Here is a 14,990-nt window from a genome sequence, read left to right as displayed (position 1 = left end):
GGCGCTCTTGCCTGACCGTGACGCCGCCGCATGGCAATGGGTTCGGGAGCGTCTGGCTTCCCTCCGTCCCGCGCCGCGCCAGGGCACGCAGCCGTCGCCAGTCCCGGCGGCGCCCGCCGTCGTCGTCCGTACCGCGGTGGTGACCGATTCTGCCTCCGCGCTGCCGGCCGACTGGGTGCATTCGTGTACCGGTGACGGCCGCCTGACTGTCATCCCGATGCCTGTCATGGTGGGCGCGGAAATCTACGGCGAGGGCGAAGACGACATCACCGAAACCATTGCGCTGGCACTCGCCAGTGGCACCTCGGTCAAAACGTCCCGCCCGTCGCCCGGGCAGTTCGAACAGGCCTTCCTGGTCGCCGAACGCCTGGGTTTCGAAGGCGTGGTCTCCATCCACATCTCCGGCGGCCTGTCCGGAACGGCGGATGCGGCGCGGCTCGCGGCCACCAGGGTGACAATCCCCGTGGAAGTCCTCGACTCCTCCACCGTGGGCATGGCCCTGGGCATGGGTGTGCAGGCCGCGGTGGCGGCAGCCGCGGAAGGCAGCGACATCACAGCCGTAGCCGCCGCGGCGGCTGAGCAGTTCGCGCGAACCAAGGTCTATTTCTACGTGCCCAGCCTTGAACAGCTCCGTAGGGGCGGCCGGATCGGCGCCGCCGCGTCGCTGCTGGGGACCATGTTCGCCATCAAACCCATCCTGGCCGTCGACGACGGCAAGATCGTACCGCTGGAAAAGGTCAGGTCAGCGGTAAGAGCCGTCGCCCGCCTGGAGGAGCTGGCCGCCGCGGACGCCGCATCGCGCCCCCACGGCCAGGCCCGCCTCGCCGTCCACCACTTCGGGAATCCGGCGGAGGCAGAGGCTTTGGCAGCCCGGTTGTCCGCTGCCTTGCCCAGCTGTCCGCCGGCCCAGATCAGCTCCCTGCCCGCCGTCCTGGCAGCCCACGCGGGGCTCGGCGTGCTCGCGGTGATCGTGGGGGAGAGCGGCCTGACTGTGCCGAACTCGGAACCGGAGTTGCCGGCAGTTTCCACATAGGTACTGCCGGGACTGTCACCGGCGGCCTTGGTTCCCTAGCGTTGGGTGCATGTCACGCCGGGACGCTGGAGCAGCAGCACGCCAGGGGGCCCGGCATGCCCGGGATCGGCTGCAGTCCACGCTCGGAGCTGGCCGGGGGCTTCTGCTCACCGACGGCGGCACAAAGGTTTTTGAGTACGACGGCGATGCTCACGGCTCCGGCGATGACGCCACTTCGGGGGCTGCTGAGGAGTCCCCGGCCGGTACAGGCAGGACTGGACCGGCCCTGAGGTGGCGGGTGGGCCTGCGGGTCGCTCTGTTCATCGCCGTACTCGCGGTGCTGGCCGGCGCCTGGTTCTGGTCACAGGTGGCTGACGGTCAGCCCGAAGTCAGGCCACTCAGCGACATTTCATCCCAGGCCAGCCTCCCCACGGAGGAAGGAACCCAGGACCAGGAGCCCCACGTGGCCGATCCGCCTGGGCTGCCATCGGAAACTTCGTCGGCCGGAACAGTCATCATCCATGTGGCCGGTGCCGTGGCCGTGCCAGGGGTTGTGCAACTGCCCGCTGGCAGCCGGGTTCACCAGGCAGTCGCCGCAGCCGGCGGCGGTACGCCCACGGCAGACCTGAACCGCCTCAACCTTGCTGCCGTGCTGACCGACGGACAAAAGCTCTTCGTTCCCCAGGCCGGTGAGGAAATCCCCGCCGATTCGTCCGGCCCACCAGGGGACTCGGGGGAGGGGACTGGCGGCGGGACTGCATCAGCAGGGGGGAAGGTCAACCTCAACACAGCAAGCGTCGAAGAACTGGACGCCCTGCCGAAGGTTGGGCCGGTACTGGCGCAGCGGATCGTGGACTGGCGCAAGGAGCACGGCGCCTTCAAGTCCGTCGAGGAGCTGGACGCCGTGGACGGTGTGGGTCCCAAGATGCTTGAAACACTCCTTCCCCTGGTGGGCGTCTGAGATGGCCGGGCGCAGCCAGTGGAGCCGCTTTGTTGACTCAGCCGTGCAGGGCCAGCGGGCTCCCGGCGCTTTCCCGGCTTCGGTGGGTAGGCCGGCCGTGACTCCGCCCACTGGAGTTCAAACCGTGGGGTTAAACCTCCGCAGGCTGGGTGAACGCGCCGGGACGAAACTTCAGGGCCAGGAGCGATCTACTTCATCAGCGGACGCGCCGCGTCGGCGCACGGACGTCAGGCTGGCGCTGCCCACCTTCCTCGTCTGGAGTGCCGCCTTGGCGGGCGTCTGGCTTACGCCTGCGGCATTGGTAGGGCTGTGCAGCGGCTTGGTGCTATTGGCCACGTTGCTGTTGATCCGGGCCTCTCGCGGCAGGGGGCTGGTGTCCTGCCGGCGGAGCTTTCTGATGACCACCGCGGTTGCCTTATTACTGGCTGCGACCGCCGCTGCCCATTCGGCCGTCTCCTCGTCGCAACGCCACGATGGGCCGTTTGCCGAAGCTGTCGCGGCCGGGAACTCTGTGGTGGCCATCCTGGAAGTGACCGGATCCCCGCGGGCCATGACCGTCCCGGGAACTTCGGGGCCGCCCGAACGGTGGTCGGTGACGGCGCAGACGCAGGAGGTTACGGTCAGCAGCCAGGTCATCCGCACCCGAGCCCCAGTTGTGGTCATGGGCGGCAAGGGCTGGGGAGATCTGGTGCCCGGGCAGTTGGTCCGGACGGCCGGGAAGCTGAAGGCGCCGGACGCAGGCCAGCAAGAAAGCGCTGTCTTGTCGGCTTCCCTCCCACCCCGGGCCGGTTCCGGGACGGTCAGCAGCGCCGCACTCGATGATGCCAACGCCCCGGCCTGGCAGCTCGTTGCGAAGGATCTTCGCGTCCGGTATGTCTCCAGTGCGTCCTTCCTTGCTGCGGATCCAGCCGGTCTCCTCCCGGGCATGGTCACCGGAGATACCAGCGCCCTGGACGAAGGGCTGAATGCGGCCATGAAAACGGTGGGCATGACCCACCTGACCGCGGTCTCTGGGGCAAACTGCAGCCTGGTCCTTGGCGCGCTGCTGCTTGCTGCACGTAGCCTTCGCCTGCCCCGGTTCCCGGCGGCAGGGCTGGCTTTGACCGGGCTGGGATTGTTTGTGGTGCTGGTGGGCCCGGATGCCAGCGTGCTGCGCGCTGCGTTGATGGGTTCAATCGCAGTTGCGTCGTTGGCAGGGGGTCGTATGGGCCGCGGACTCAGTTTCCTCTGCCTCGCTGTGATGGGTCTGTTGTTGATCGATCCCGGTCTCGGTACCAGCTTTGGCTTTCTGTTGTCGGTGCTCGCGACTCTGGGCATCATCGTTTTGGGACGGCGGATGATTGAGTGGACTCCGGCGGTGATTCCGCGCTGGGCGGCTGCGGCTTGGGCCGTCCCGCTCTCCGCGCAATTGCTGTGCGGTCCGGTGATAGTGCTCCTGCAGCCCCAGTTCTCGACCTATTCACTGCTTGCGAACCTGATGGCAGCCCCGCTGGTGGCGCCGGTGACGTTGCTGGGAACGGCAGCGGTCCCGCTGGTGGTCGCCGCACCGTGGCTGGCAACGGTCCTGATCGCCGTGGCCGGGACTTTCAGTGCCGGGGTGGCAGGAACCGCGCGGATTACGGCCGGGTTGCCGGGGGCCGCGCTGCCGTGGCCCGAGGGCCCGTTCGGTCTCCTGACTATGGTGCTGTTCTCCGTGCTGACGCTTGGTATTCTCTGGCTCGCCGTCCGGCCGCGTCAGGTGTTCCGTTGGGTCCTGGCACTACACTCCCGGACAGAACAGATGCTGGGCTTCGTGGAACGGTACGTGTTGGCCACCTTCGAGCGCTCCGGGTCAGGCCGGCGTGGGACCGCACAGCATAGCGCCGGCTTGGTGGCCGCGGCCCACCGTGGCAGGCTTAGACACTGCACCAGAATTTCCGGGAGGAATCCACCATGGCCGCAGCCCCGACCATACGAACCAAAACTTCGGCGTCCAACTCGGCCACCTGGCGGGACGTGACGCCTGCCGAAATCGTCCTGGTGGGCGGACCGGAGGAATACCTCGGCATCCGCGCCATGGACCATATCCGCGCCCAGGTGCGGACGGCGTTCCCTGACGTCGAAGTCAGCCGCCTCATGGCCGGCACCTACGAAGCGGGGACCCTCGCCATGAACGTCAGTCCCTCACTCTTCGGTGAGCGCAAGCTGATCGAGGTCGAAGGCGTTGAAGGCATGAACGACGCCTTCCTGGCCGACGCACTGACCTACCTGGCCCGCCCGGAGCCGGACGCGGTGCTCGTCCTGCGCCACGCCGGGGGAGTCCGGGGCAAGAAGCTGCTTGATGCCGTCAAAAACGGGGGCTGGCCGGTAGTGGACTGTCAGCCCCTGAAGAAGGACGCGGACAAGGCTACCTTCGTGGCAACTGAATTCAGGGCCGCCGGACGGAAGATCAGTTCAGACGCCGTACAGACGCTGGTCAATGCTGTGGGCGCCAACCTTTCGGAACTCGCGGCGGCATGCAGTCAACTGATTGCGGATGCCACGGGGGCGGTGACCCCGGAGTTGGTGGACCGCTACTATGGCGGCCGGATTGAGGCCACGGCCTTCAAGGTCGCGGACGCCGCCATGGCCGGAAACGGGCCACTGGCGCTTTCCACCCTCCGCCACGCGCTGGCCACCGGAGCCGATCCGGTTCCGTTGGTGGCGGCGCTGGCGGCCAAGCTGCGGACGGTGGCCAAGGTTGCTGGCGCCCACGGGTCTCCGGCGCAGATCGCCCGGGAACTGGGCATGCAGCCCTGGCTTGTGGAGCAGGCCCAACGCGATGTGCGCCGGTGGACCCCGGAGGGCCTGGTCCGCTCCATCCAGGCCACTGCCGAGGCCGACGCCCAGGTCAAGGGCCTTTCGCGTGATCCTGTCTATGCCGTCGAACACGCCGTGACCATCATTGCGACCTCTGTGCGGGGGCACTGACTCCAGCTGATCTTGGCTGCGGTCGGTGGCCCTGACGGAAGCCTTGATGGCTTAAAGATGTGTGGCCGGCACCCATCGGGTGCCGGCCACAATCATCAGTTCAGGTGAACTGGAAACCTTACAGCGCGTTGACCTTCTTGGAGATGGCCGACTTGCGGTTTGCTGCGTTGTTCTTGTGCAGAACACCCTTGCTGACAGCCTTGTCCAGCTTGCGGCCGGCAACAAGCAGGGCAGCGGCAGCTGCATCCTTGTCGGTGGACTCAACGGCGGTGTTGACGGCGCGGATGGCCGTCTTCAGCTCAGACTTGACTGCGTTGTTGCGCAGGCGGGCCTTCTCGTTGGTAAGGATGCGCTTCTTCTGGGACTTGATATTAGCCACGTGTGAACTCTCTTTTTAATGCGGAAATGGTCTAGAGGGCTTTCAGATTGGCCATTGACTGAGCGGCGTGGGGATACCTATGGCGACCAACCATGAGTGGCCGTCGACCTGCACGGACACACAGCTATATAGAATAGCAGACCCCCCGGAAGCTGGCCATTTGGCGGCCTACTTCCAGCCGTGTCGGCGCCGGATGCCTGCTGCCACCAGATCGTAGCGTTTCCGGTCCAGAACAGCACCTTCGCGCCGGATGGCGTCCGGGCTGAGCTGCAGGATCCGCCCGAGGTTCGCCTCGCTGGGCCGCTGCTGGCGGTCCCAACTGCCGGTTCCGATGTCCACGTAGTCTCCGGTTCCGTTGCCGGCATGGTCGTGGTCCTTGCTGGTGAGCATCACCCCCAGCAGATACTGCCGGTTCTTGCCCACGAGGAGAACCGGCCGGTCTTTGCCCCGGCTGTGGTCCTCCTCGTACGGAACCCATGCCCACACAATTTCGCCGGGGTCTGGACTGCCGTCGGGCTGCGGGGCGTACCGGATGGCTGCTGTGCCGTTGAAGTCGCCAGGGTAGGCGCCGGGCGGGGCCGGCTTGGCCTGCGGTGCCTGCCGGGCCGGCTTGGGAACGCCCGATCCTGCAGATCGGTTTGGGTCGGAACGGAACTTCTGCAGGAACCTGACGGAGGTCCGGACGGCGTTGGCCAAGGAGCGGAGGTTGATAGGCATGGGGCAAGACTATCGTCGGGCCCCCGTGCGGGTTTGACCTGAATGCAATACGATGCGTCCGGACGTGGGAGACTGGAAGTTCCAAATGTGCGGTCCAGCCGCAGGGTGCCTTCGGTGCGTCCTGGCGGCGGCGGCACGAATGTCAACAGTAAGGACCCTGCGTGTCTCCCATGGCCCGCACCGCCCCGGTGCCCGCCGCGACTGATCCGGCCATCATTCGGAATTTCTGCATCATCGCGCACATTGACCACGGTAAATCCACCCTGGCTGACCGCATGCTGCAGTTCACCGGGGTGGTTAAGTCCCGCGATATGAAGGCCCAGTATCTGGATCGCATGGACATCGAGCGCGAACGCGGCATCACCATTAAGTCCCAGGCGGTCCGTATGCCCTGGGAGCTCGACGGGACAAGCTACGCGCTGAACATGATCGACACCCCCGGTCACGTGGACTTCACCTACGAGGTGTCCCGTTCGCTGGCAGCCTGCGAAGGGGCAGTACTGCTTGTTGACGCGGCGCAGGGCATCGAGGCGCAGACACTCGCAAACCTGTACCTGGCGATGGAAAACAACCTCACCATCATCCCGGTGCTGAACAAGATCGACCTCCCGGCGGCTCAGCCCGAGAAGTACGCGGCCGAACTGGCCAGCCTGATCGGCGGCGACCCCGACGACGTGCTCCGCGTTTCCGGCAAGACCGGCATGGGTGTCGAGGTCCTGCTGGACAAGATTGTCCGCGACCTGCCGGCTCCCGTGGGGGACCCGAACGCGCCAGCGCGCGCCATGATCTTCGACTCCGTCTACGATACGTACCGCGGTGTGGTCACTTACGTCCGTGTGGTTGATGGCATGCTGCACCCCCGTGAACGCATCCAGATGATGTCCACCCGGGCCACCCACGAACTCCTGGAGATCGGGGTGAGCTCCCCGGAGCCCACTCCCTCCAAGGGCCTCGGCGTCGGCGAAGTGGGCTACCTCATCACCGGTGTGAAGGACGTCCGCTTGTCCAAGGTGGGCGACACCGTCACCAATCTTGCCAAGCCCGCCACGCAGTCGCTTCCCGGCTATGCGGATGCCAAGCCGATGGTCTTCTCCGGCCTGTACCCCTTGGACGGCACGGACTACCCCGTGCTCCGCGATGCGCTGGAGAAGCTGATGCTTAACGACGCCGCGCTGGTTTATGAGCCCGAAACGTCAGCCGCGCTCGGCTTCGGCTTCCGCGTTGGCTTCCTCGGTTTGCTCCACCTGGAAATCACCAGGGAGCGGCTCGAGCGCGAATACAATCTTGACCTGATCTCCACCGCCCCCAACGTGGAGTATGAGGTCACGCTGGAGGACAAGAAGGTGGTCCACGTGACCAACCCCAGCGAATACCCCTCCGGCAAGATCGCCGAGGTCCGCGAGCCGATGGTGGCTGCCACTATCCTGGCGCCCAATGAGTTTGTGGGCGCCATCATGGAACTTTGCCAGAGCCGCCGCGGTGTTATTGGCGGCATGGACTACCTGTCCGAGGACAGGGTGGAAATCCGGTACCGGTTGCCGCTTGCCGAGATCGTGTTCGACTTCTTTGACATCCTCAAATCCAAGACCCGGGGCTACGGCTCGCTGGATTGGAAGGCCGACGGCGAGCAGGTGGCCGACCTGGTCAAGGTGGACATCATGCTCCAGGGCGAACAGGTGGATGCCTTCTCGGCCATCACGCACCGTGAGAAGGCCTATGCCTACGGCGTGATGATGACCGGCAAACTGCGCGAGCTCATTCCCCGCCAGCAGTTCGAGGTACCCATCCAGGCTGCCATCGGCTCCAGGATCATCGCCCGGGAAAGCATCCGCGCCATCCGCAAGGACGTTCTGGCCAAGTGCTACGGCGGCGACATTTCCCGTAAGCGCAAGCTGCTGGAGAAGCAGAAGGAAGGCAAAAAGCGCATGAAAATGGTGGGCCGCGTTGAGGTTCCCCAAGAAGCCTTCATCGCTGCGCTGACCACTGACGAGTCCAAGGACAAGGCCAAGAAGTAGTGATGACAGTGGCCGGCAACACCGGAGGCCCCTGCAATGCCTAGCATTCTTCCGCTCGGTGACCCGGCGCCGTCGGACGGTCTGCTGCCCGCCCAGGCAGTGGACGGTGCGGCGGACCGGGCCTTCGGACTCTACGTACACATCCCGTTCTGTGCGGTGCGCTGCGGATACTGCGATTTCAACACGTACACGGCCACCGAGCTCGGCGGCGGAGCGTCGCAGGACGCCTATGCCAGCACGGCAGTGTCTGAAGTGGACTTTGCCGCCACGGTCCTGCGGGACTCTGGTCTTCCGGACCGGCCCCTGAGCACAGTCTTCTTCGGCGGCGGCACCCCCACGCTGCTTCCCGCGGAGGACCTCGCCCGGATCGTGACGGCCGCCGTCGGGCACTGGGGCCTGGAACCCGGCGCCGAAGTGACCACCGAAGCAAACCCGGACTCGGTCACCCCTGCCTCCCTGCAGGTGCTGGCCGATGCCGGTTTCACCCGGGTTTCCTTTGGCATGCAGTCGGCTGTTCCCCACGTCCTCAAAGTCCTGGACCGCACACACACGCCCAGCCGCGTGCCGCAGGTGGTGCAGTGGGCGCGCGAGGCCGGACTGGCCGTGAGCCTGGACCTTATCTACGGGACACCGGGGGAGTCCCTTGAGGACTGGCGGTTCTCGCTGGAGACGGCACTGTCCTACCAGCCCGACCACATCAGTGCCTACGCGCTGATCGTGGAGGACGGCACCAAACTTGCCGCACAGATCCGCCGGGGCGAAGTCCCGGGAATCGACGACGACGACCATGCCGACAAATACGAACTCGCCGACCAGCTGATCGGTGCGGCCGGCCTCAGCTGGTATGAAGTCAGCAACTGGTCCCGGACGCCGGAGCAGGCATGCCGGCACAACCTGGCGTACTGGCGCGGGGACGACTGGTGGGGCATCGGACCAGGTGCACACTCGCACGTCGGCGGAGTGCGGTGGTGGAACGTGAAGCACCCCACGGCCTATGCCGGACGGCTCGCGCAGGGCCTGTCACCGGCCGCCGGGCGGGAAACGCTCGACGCCGAAACCCGCGATGTGGAGCGCGTGATGCTCGAGGCCCGGCTTGTGTCGGGGCTGGCAACGTCAACGCTGGGCGAACACGGCCGTCACGCCGTGGCCGGGCTCATCGCCGACGGCCTGGTGGAGCCACCGGCAGCCTTCCATGGCACGCTGGTATTGACCCTGAAGGGCCGCCTGTTGGCCGACGCAGTGGTCCGCAGGATCCTGCCGGACTGACGCTTGACCCCGCGTTGGTGGGGCTTACTTCAGCCAGCGCAGGTTGTACTGGTAGCGGTGCGGCTGTCCCTTGTTGACATGGATGCCTGCGGCGACCGAGAAGCAGGTCAGGGCAATCCAGATCAGGGTGGCGATGACAGCGAAAATGTTTCCTACCACCGGGATGAACACCAGGACATTGGCCACCAGCGCAGCAATGGTGGGAGGCAGGCTGAAGTTCAGTGCTTCCTTGGATTCCTGGGCGGTAAAGGGCCCGCGCTCACGGAAAATCAGGTAGATCAGCAGCGACGGAACACAGCCGAGAATCCCGCCGAAGTGTGCCAGCGTGGCCCATTGGCGGTCTTCGCTGGCCGTCAGCGGCAGCGCATTAGCCGGAACGCCCTGGTACTCGGAACGTCCCTGACCGCCGTGGTCGTCCCGGTGCTCGCGTGCGTTTTGTGCCACGGTTTTCTTCCTTCGAAAGTGCAATGGTGCTGGGTTGGAAAATGCTGGACTGAAGCAACTGCAGCCTCCGCAGTACCAAGAATACTGGTTCATCCACCAAATGCCGCCGCCCGAGCCGGATCCGGCGTTAAGGCACCGTCAGGAAGTCGATGACTTCCTCCACCCGCCCGAGCAGTGATGCCTCCAGGTCCGCGTAGCTGCGGACAGCGCCCAGCAGCCTTTGCCAGCCAAGCCCGATATCTTCCTTCGTGGAGTGCGGCCAGCCGAACGCCGTCAGGATGCCCGTCTTCCAGTCCTGCCCGCGGGGCACCACGGGCCACTGTTCGATGCCCAGGACAGCGGGCCGGATGGCCTGCCACACGTCAACGTAAGGGTGGCCGACGATCAGCACATTGCCGGCAGCGCCGGGGGAAGCCATTACGGCCGCAGCAATGCGCGACTCCTTCGAGTCCGGGACCAAGTGGTCCACCAGTACCCCCAGCCGGCGGCCCGGACCGGGACCGAACGCGGCCACCGCCCCCGTGAGGTCATCAATGCCGTGCAAAGGCTCGACGACGATGCCCTCTACGCGGAGATCGTCACCCCAGACCTTCTCCACCAGTTCGGCGTCGTGTTTTCCTTCTACCCAGATTCTGCTCGCCTTGGCCACCTGGGCACGCTGGCCGGCCACGCGGACCGAGCCGGACGCTGTCCGGCCTGCTACGACGGGGGCAGCCTGCCTGGGCGCAGGGGGAACGAGCCGGATGGGCTGCCCCTCCAGGAGGAACCCGAAGCCGAGCCGGAAGGATCGGGACTTGCCGCGCCGATCTTCGAGGGCCACTACATGCATGCCACCGGACTTCTCCACCCGGGTCACCGCTCCCACCCAGCCGGACTGGGCGTCTTCAAGAACCATGCCGCGTTCCACGGGAACCTCAGGAAGTTCGCTTCTGACGGGTGCGGTGATCTCCTGCGGACCCCAGTTCTGGTATTGCATGGATTGATTCCGCCTTGCCGCTAGATCCTGGCCCGGAATTTCGCCCGGAGCGGTACCAATGCTAACAACGGGGTGACTCATATTAGACTGTTAGCACTTAGGCATGTCGAGTGCTAACCCTGCAGTGACCACGGATGGAGGTGGAGTATGAGCGAGCCGCGCAAACTCGAAGTACTGCGCGCCATCGTGGAGGACTATGTGCACTCCCGCGAGCCGGTGGGTTCCAAAGCGCTCGTGGAACGCCACCACCTCGGCGTGTCCAGTGCCACCATCCGCAACGACATGGCGGCCTTGGAAGACGACGGACTGATCACGGCCCCGCACACCAGCGCCGGGCGGATCCCCACAGACAAAGGCTACCGGCTGTTTGTGGACCAGATTTCAGCGGTGAAGCCGCTTTCCCAGGCGGAACGGAGGGCAATCCAGGCGCTGCTGGAGGGCGCAGACGATCTTGACGACGTCCTGGACAGGACCGTCAGGATGCTGTCGCAGCTGACCAACCAGGTCGCCGTCGTGCAGTATCCGCATCTGAGCCGCGCTACCATCCGCCACATCGAATTCGTCCTGCTTGCGCCGCGGCAGGTCCTCGTGGTCCTCATCGCCACCACCGGCAAGGTTGAACAGCGCGTGATCGACGTCGGCCAGGACCTCGGCGACGACGCCATCGCATCGTTGCGGACACACTTCCTCAGTTCTCTCGCGGGCATCGCGCTGAGCCGCCTGACGCCGTCGCTACCGGGGGTCGTTTCGTCCGTCAGCCCTGGCCAGCGTGCGGCGGCGCAGGCTTTGGCACACGGGCTGGAAACGCTCGCCCACAACAGCCGCGAGGAACGCATGGTCATGGCCGGAACAGCGAACCTCGCCCGCTCCAATGTGGATTTTCCGCTCAGTATCGGACCGGTCCTGGAAGCCCTTGAGGAGCAGGTTGTCCTGCTGCGCCTCCTTAGCGACATGGCGCAGGATCCAAGGGGCGTGACAGTGAGTATTGGGCGTGAAAACCCCTACGACGGGCTCGCGGAAGCGTCCGTGGTGGCCACGGGCTACGGACCAGACAGCACAGCCAAGATCGGTGTGCTGGGCCCCACCCGGATGGACTATCCCACCACCATGGCCGCCGTCAGGGCAGTAGCCCGATACCTTTCAAGAATTCTGGGTCCGTAACAGCACTACGGTCCAGGCACGAAGAGCAGTGCCGGCAGCCCTGCTGCCGGCAGTACAACAAGGAAGAGATACGAACTTTGAGCAGCCACTACGACGTCCTCGGAGTCTCGCCGGAAGCCACCGGGGAAGAGATCAAGAAGGCCTACCGCAAGTTGGCCCGCACTCTTCACCCGGACGTAAACCCCGGGGACGATGCGTCGGACCGCTTCAAGGCCGTGACCCACGCCTACGAGGTACTTTCGGACCCGCAGAAGCGCCGGATCTATGACACCACCGGCAACGAAAACGGCACCGACAACGGGTCCGGCGGCGGCGGTTACTCCGGCCAGGGCTTCGCGTTCCAGGACATTTTCGACACGTTCTTCGGCGCGGGCGGCTCCTCCGGCCCTGCCTCCCGGGTCCGCCGCGGCCAGGACGCGCTGATCAGTGTCCGGATCGAACTGCGCGATGCCGTGTTCGGCGTCAACCGGAAACTCGAAGTGGACACCGCAGTCACCTGCCCCACCTGCAACGGTTCCTGCTGCCGCGAAGGCAGCCACCCTGTCCGCTGCGATATCTGCGGCGGCAGCGGCCAAGTCCAGCGCGCGGTGCGCTCCATCCTGGGCCAGGTGATGACGGCGGCCCCGTGCGGAAGCTGCGAAGGCTTCGGGACGGTCATCAAGGACCCCTGCAACGAATGTGCCGGCCAGGGCCGCATCCGCAGCCGGCGGTCGCTCACCATCAAGGTGCCGGCCGGTGTTGCCACGGGCACCCGGATCCAGCTCTCCGGGCAGGGCGAAGCAGGCCCGGCCGGAGGACCATCCGGGGACCTCTACGTGGAACTGCGGGTCAACAACGACGCCACCTACGCCCGCGACGGCGACGACCTGCACGCAACGTTGCACATTCCGATGACGGCCGCCGCCCTGGGCACCGAACTGTCACTGGAAACCTTCGACGGGCTGCAGGAGATCGACGTCAAGGCAGGCACACAGTCAGGGGAGATCATCACGCTCCGTGGACTCGGCGTGACGCACCTGCGCGGTTACGGCCGTGGGGATCTGATGGTCCATCTCCAGGTGGAGACGCCGGCAAAGCTGGATGCTGCGCAGGAGGACCTTATGCGCCAACTGGCGAAGCTTCGGGGCGAGCAGTTCACGGAAGGCAAACTGGCGGCCAGCGGCGGCGTCTTTGCCAAGCTGCGGGACCGGTTCGGTAACCTGTAGCAGTGAGCAATCCCGTTTTCTTCAGCGGTGCCGGGGCGCTGGACGAGCTGGTGCCCGGTGCCCGTTTCATCCTTCAAGGGCCTGAGGCACGCCACGCCGTGACCGTGAAACGGCTATCTCCTGGTGAGGCCGTGGACATTGCCGACGGCGCCGGAAAACGATTGACAGGAACTGTTGTCTCGGCGTCGCCTGCGGAGCTTACCGTGGAATGCTCGGCCCTCGCCGTGGAGGACCGGCCCGACATCCGGCTGGTGCTGGTGCAGGCCCTGGCCAAGGGGGACCGCGACGAACTGGCTGTGGAAACGGCAACCGAACTCGGGATCGATGCCGTAGTTCCCTGGCAGTCTGAGCGCTCAATAGTCCGCTGGAAGGGCGAGCGTGCGGTCAAGGCCCACGCAAAATGGCAGTCCGTGGTCACTGCGGCCGCCAAGCAGGCTCGCCGCGCCTGGATCCCCGAGGTGCGCGCCGCCGTCGAAACGCCAGGCCTTGCGGCGGCAGTGGCTGCCGCGGACCTTGCCGTAATACTGCACGAAGACGCGGTCCGGCCGCTCCGGTCAGTCCTGGAATCATGGCAGGGCGCCCAGGCTGACGCGGGACCGCTGGAAATTCTGCTCATCGTTGGCCCGGAAGGCGGAATCAGTCCCCGCGAGGTCACGCGGCTTTGTGACGCCGGCGCCGTGACGGCCCTCCTGGGACACCATGTCCTCAGGTCATCCACGGCCGGACCGGCAGCGGTTGTCCTGGCGAGCGATGTACTGGGACGCTGGACAGCCCCAGTCTTTTGATGCGGCCTGTTACCGGACGTTGAAGTTCCGCGTATCCACATTCAGCTCCTGGCTGCTGCCGGCCGTATCCACCTGCGAAACACGGAGCTCATAGTTCCCGGCGGACAAGCTAAGCGCAAGCGTGAACACTCCGGCCTGGGCCGCTTCTGCGGCCGCTGTGGTTTCCCCGGTGAGGTATGGCGTCTTGTTCCCGTTCGCTTCGGCCCTCAGGATCTGCCAGCGGAGCTTACCGCCCGGAACCGTGCTGCGGCCGGTGATCTTGACGCTTCCGCCTGCCAGGTCCGTCCCTTCCTGCGGATCGATGATCCAGACAGGCGCCACCATGCCGGCAGCCCGGGACATGGGGTCGCCAAGCTGGACGTGGCGGAAGGCAACGTAGTCTGTGTGGCTATCCACCAGGATCCGGACCTGGATCTGCTGGCCGGAATCGATCAAACCGGAACTCGCAGCCGCTGCCGTAGCGGTAAAAACCAGCTGCTGGATGGCGCGGGCGGCCATGTCAGCGTCGAGGTTACTGTTGAAAGCATCCTCGGAGATGTCGACCGTGATGACGTTCTTGCCTGAGATGGACGAGGCGAGTTTCTCGGGATTCTGCCAGGGCGTGAAGAAATCCGGGTCCAGTGGCTTCTCGGACATCATGGCCCGCAGGGCACGAGTCACAGGATTCTCCTGCTCCGGCACGTCCCGGAACTCCCGGTACAGGAACACGTTGTTGTTGCTTCGGCCGATCCAGTAGACGGGTGCCTTATTGGAAGACTGTGTGGTTTCCAGGGGTGCGCTGGTGGAGGGCGCCCCGGGGGAGCCGGTGACAGCCTGGCTGGAGTTGGAAGTCAGGTTGGGCTCGGGGCTGGGGTCCGCGATGCAGCCGGTGAGAAGGAGAAACGCCGGCAGTAGACCAAGGAGCCGTTGCGGACGGAAACGCGGCCCGGCGCGTCTGGCAGTGAGGGGGGTCGCTGTTTCCGGCACTCTCGTGGCCTGTCCTTTCCCGGCTGTGAAATGGTGAGGCCTGGGCCCCGTCAGCCGGCCCCCGAACGGCTGTGATTTCCAGCATGGCATAGCCGGTTCTGCCAAAAGGACCGAAACCGGCCTGCCGGCCCAACTGCAACGGGAACGATATGAG

15 protein-coding genes are annotated in these 14,990 nt (G+C 65.6%); 9 read left to right on the top strand and 6 right to left on the bottom strand.

Translation table 11 applies throughout. The features are described 5' to 3' along the window. Positions 1-7 precede the first annotated feature (7 nt). Positions 8-1,033 (top strand): DegV family protein, encoded by a 1,026-nt coding sequence (locus ACZY0Q_RS03035; protein WP_463914533.1) that lies wholly within the window; start codon positions 8-10, stop codon positions 1,031-1,033. 49 nt (positions 1,034-1,082) lie between these two features. Beyond that, positions 1,083-1,973: a ComEA family DNA-binding protein gene (locus tag ACZY0Q_RS03030; RefSeq protein WP_463914530.1), complete on the top strand. Its 891-nt coding sequence runs from the start codon at positions 1,083-1,085 to the stop codon at positions 1,971-1,973. A gap of 171 nt (positions 1,974-2,144) precedes the next feature. On the opposite strand, the gene ACZY0Q_RS03025 is transcribed toward ACZY0Q_RS03030, so the two are convergent. Next, positions 2,145-2,378, bottom strand: coding sequence for a hypothetical protein (locus ACZY0Q_RS03025; RefSeq protein WP_463914527.1), 234 nt, complete (start codon positions 2,376-2,378; stop codon positions 2,145-2,147). Here ACZY0Q_RS03025 and ACZY0Q_RS03020 point away from each other — a divergent pair. Together ACZY0Q_RS03020 and holA are read left to right on the top strand one after the other, a co-directional pair. Next, positions 2,371-3,972 carry a ComEC/Rec2 family competence protein gene (locus ACZY0Q_RS03020; protein WP_463914525.1) on the top strand — a complete coding sequence of 534 codons (1,602 nt, stop codon included), beginning with the start codon at positions 2,371-2,373 and terminating at the stop codon, positions 3,970-3,972. The two genes, ACZY0Q_RS03025 and ACZY0Q_RS03020, sit on opposite strands and share 8 nt — an antisense overlap. Further along, positions 3,906-4,922 (top strand): DNA polymerase III subunit delta, encoded by a 1,017-nt coding sequence (holA, locus tag ACZY0Q_RS03015; protein ID WP_463914522.1) that lies wholly within the window; start codon positions 3,906-3,908, stop codon positions 4,920-4,922. The genes ACZY0Q_RS03020 and holA overlap by 67 nt, the downstream gene beginning before the upstream one ends. Before the next feature lie 118 nt (positions 4,923-5,040). Here the strand turns inward: holA and rpsT are convergent, their stop codons facing one another. Then, on the bottom strand, positions 5,041-5,301 hold the full coding sequence (gene rpsT / locus ACZY0Q_RS03010; RefSeq protein ID WP_056340153.1) for a 30S ribosomal protein S20: 261 nt from the start codon (positions 5,299-5,301) through the stop codon (positions 5,041-5,043). A 168-nt stretch (positions 5,302-5,469) separates the two neighbouring features. Then, entirely contained in the window at positions 5,470-6,018 is a 549-nt protein-coding gene (locus tag ACZY0Q_RS03005; RefSeq protein ID WP_463914519.1) for a type II toxin-antitoxin system PemK/MazF family toxin, read from the bottom strand. A 161-nt stretch (positions 6,019-6,179) separates the two neighbouring features. Between ACZY0Q_RS03005 and lepA the strand changes: the two genes are divergently transcribed. Together lepA and hemW are read left to right on the top strand one after the other, a co-directional pair. Then, positions 6,180-8,033: a translation elongation factor 4 gene (gene lepA, locus ACZY0Q_RS03000; RefSeq protein ID WP_463914516.1), complete on the top strand. Its 1,854-nt coding sequence runs from the start codon at positions 6,180-6,182 to the stop codon at positions 8,031-8,033. Between the two features lie 36 nt (positions 8,034-8,069). Further along, positions 8,070-9,299 carry a radical SAM family heme chaperone HemW gene (gene hemW, locus ACZY0Q_RS02995; RefSeq protein WP_463914513.1) on the top strand — a complete coding sequence of 410 codons (1,230 nt, stop codon included), beginning with the start codon at positions 8,070-8,072 and terminating at the stop codon, positions 9,297-9,299. Positions 9,300-9,323: 24 nt separating this feature from the next. Here hemW and ACZY0Q_RS02990 read toward each other — a convergent pair whose 3' ends face one another. Together ACZY0Q_RS02990 and ACZY0Q_RS02985 are read right to left on the bottom strand one after the other, a co-directional pair. Beyond that, the gene (locus ACZY0Q_RS02990; RefSeq protein WP_463914510.1) at positions 9,324-9,743 is read right to left on the bottom strand and encodes a DUF4870 domain-containing protein; all 420 of its coding nucleotides are present in this window, start codon (positions 9,741-9,743) and stop codon (positions 9,324-9,326) included. Positions 9,744-9,870: 127 nt separating this feature from the next. Beyond that, positions 9,871-10,719 (bottom strand): DUF3097 domain-containing protein, encoded by an 849-nt coding sequence (locus tag ACZY0Q_RS02985; RefSeq protein ID WP_463914507.1) that lies wholly within the window; start codon positions 10,717-10,719, stop codon positions 9,871-9,873. A 147-nt stretch (positions 10,720-10,866) separates the two neighbouring features. Between ACZY0Q_RS02985 and hrcA the strand changes: the two genes are divergently transcribed. The 3 genes from hrcA (at position 10,867) to ACZY0Q_RS02970 (ending at position 13,870) form a co-directional block, all read left to right on the top strand. Continuing rightward, positions 10,867-11,880 (top strand): heat-inducible transcriptional repressor HrcA, encoded by a 1,014-nt coding sequence (gene hrcA / locus ACZY0Q_RS02980; protein WP_463914504.1) that lies wholly within the window; start codon positions 10,867-10,869, stop codon positions 11,878-11,880. A gap of 77 nt (positions 11,881-11,957) precedes the next feature. Next, on the top strand, positions 11,958-13,085 hold the full coding sequence (dnaJ, locus tag ACZY0Q_RS02975) for a molecular chaperone DnaJ (protein ID WP_463914502.1): 1,128 nt from the start codon (positions 11,958-11,960) through the stop codon (positions 13,083-13,085). Positions 13,086-13,087: 2 nt separating this feature from the next. Next, complete coding sequence (locus ACZY0Q_RS02970) at positions 13,088-13,870, top strand: 16S rRNA (uracil(1498)-N(3))-methyltransferase (RefSeq protein ID WP_463914499.1); 783 nt, start codon at positions 13,088-13,090, stop codon at positions 13,868-13,870. Between the two features lie 9 nt (positions 13,871-13,879). Here the strand turns inward: ACZY0Q_RS02970 and ACZY0Q_RS02965 are convergent, their stop codons facing one another. Then, positions 13,880-14,836, bottom strand: coding sequence for a GerMN domain-containing protein (locus tag ACZY0Q_RS02965; protein ID WP_463914496.1), 957 nt, complete (start codon positions 14,834-14,836; stop codon positions 13,880-13,882). Positions 14,837-14,990 lie beyond the last annotated feature (154 nt).

It is taken from the genome of Pseudarthrobacter lactosi, from assembly GCF_055412785.1.
The sequence above is the reverse complement of the archived record's forward strand: the minus strand, read 5'-3'. Positions and strand labels throughout refer to the sequence as shown.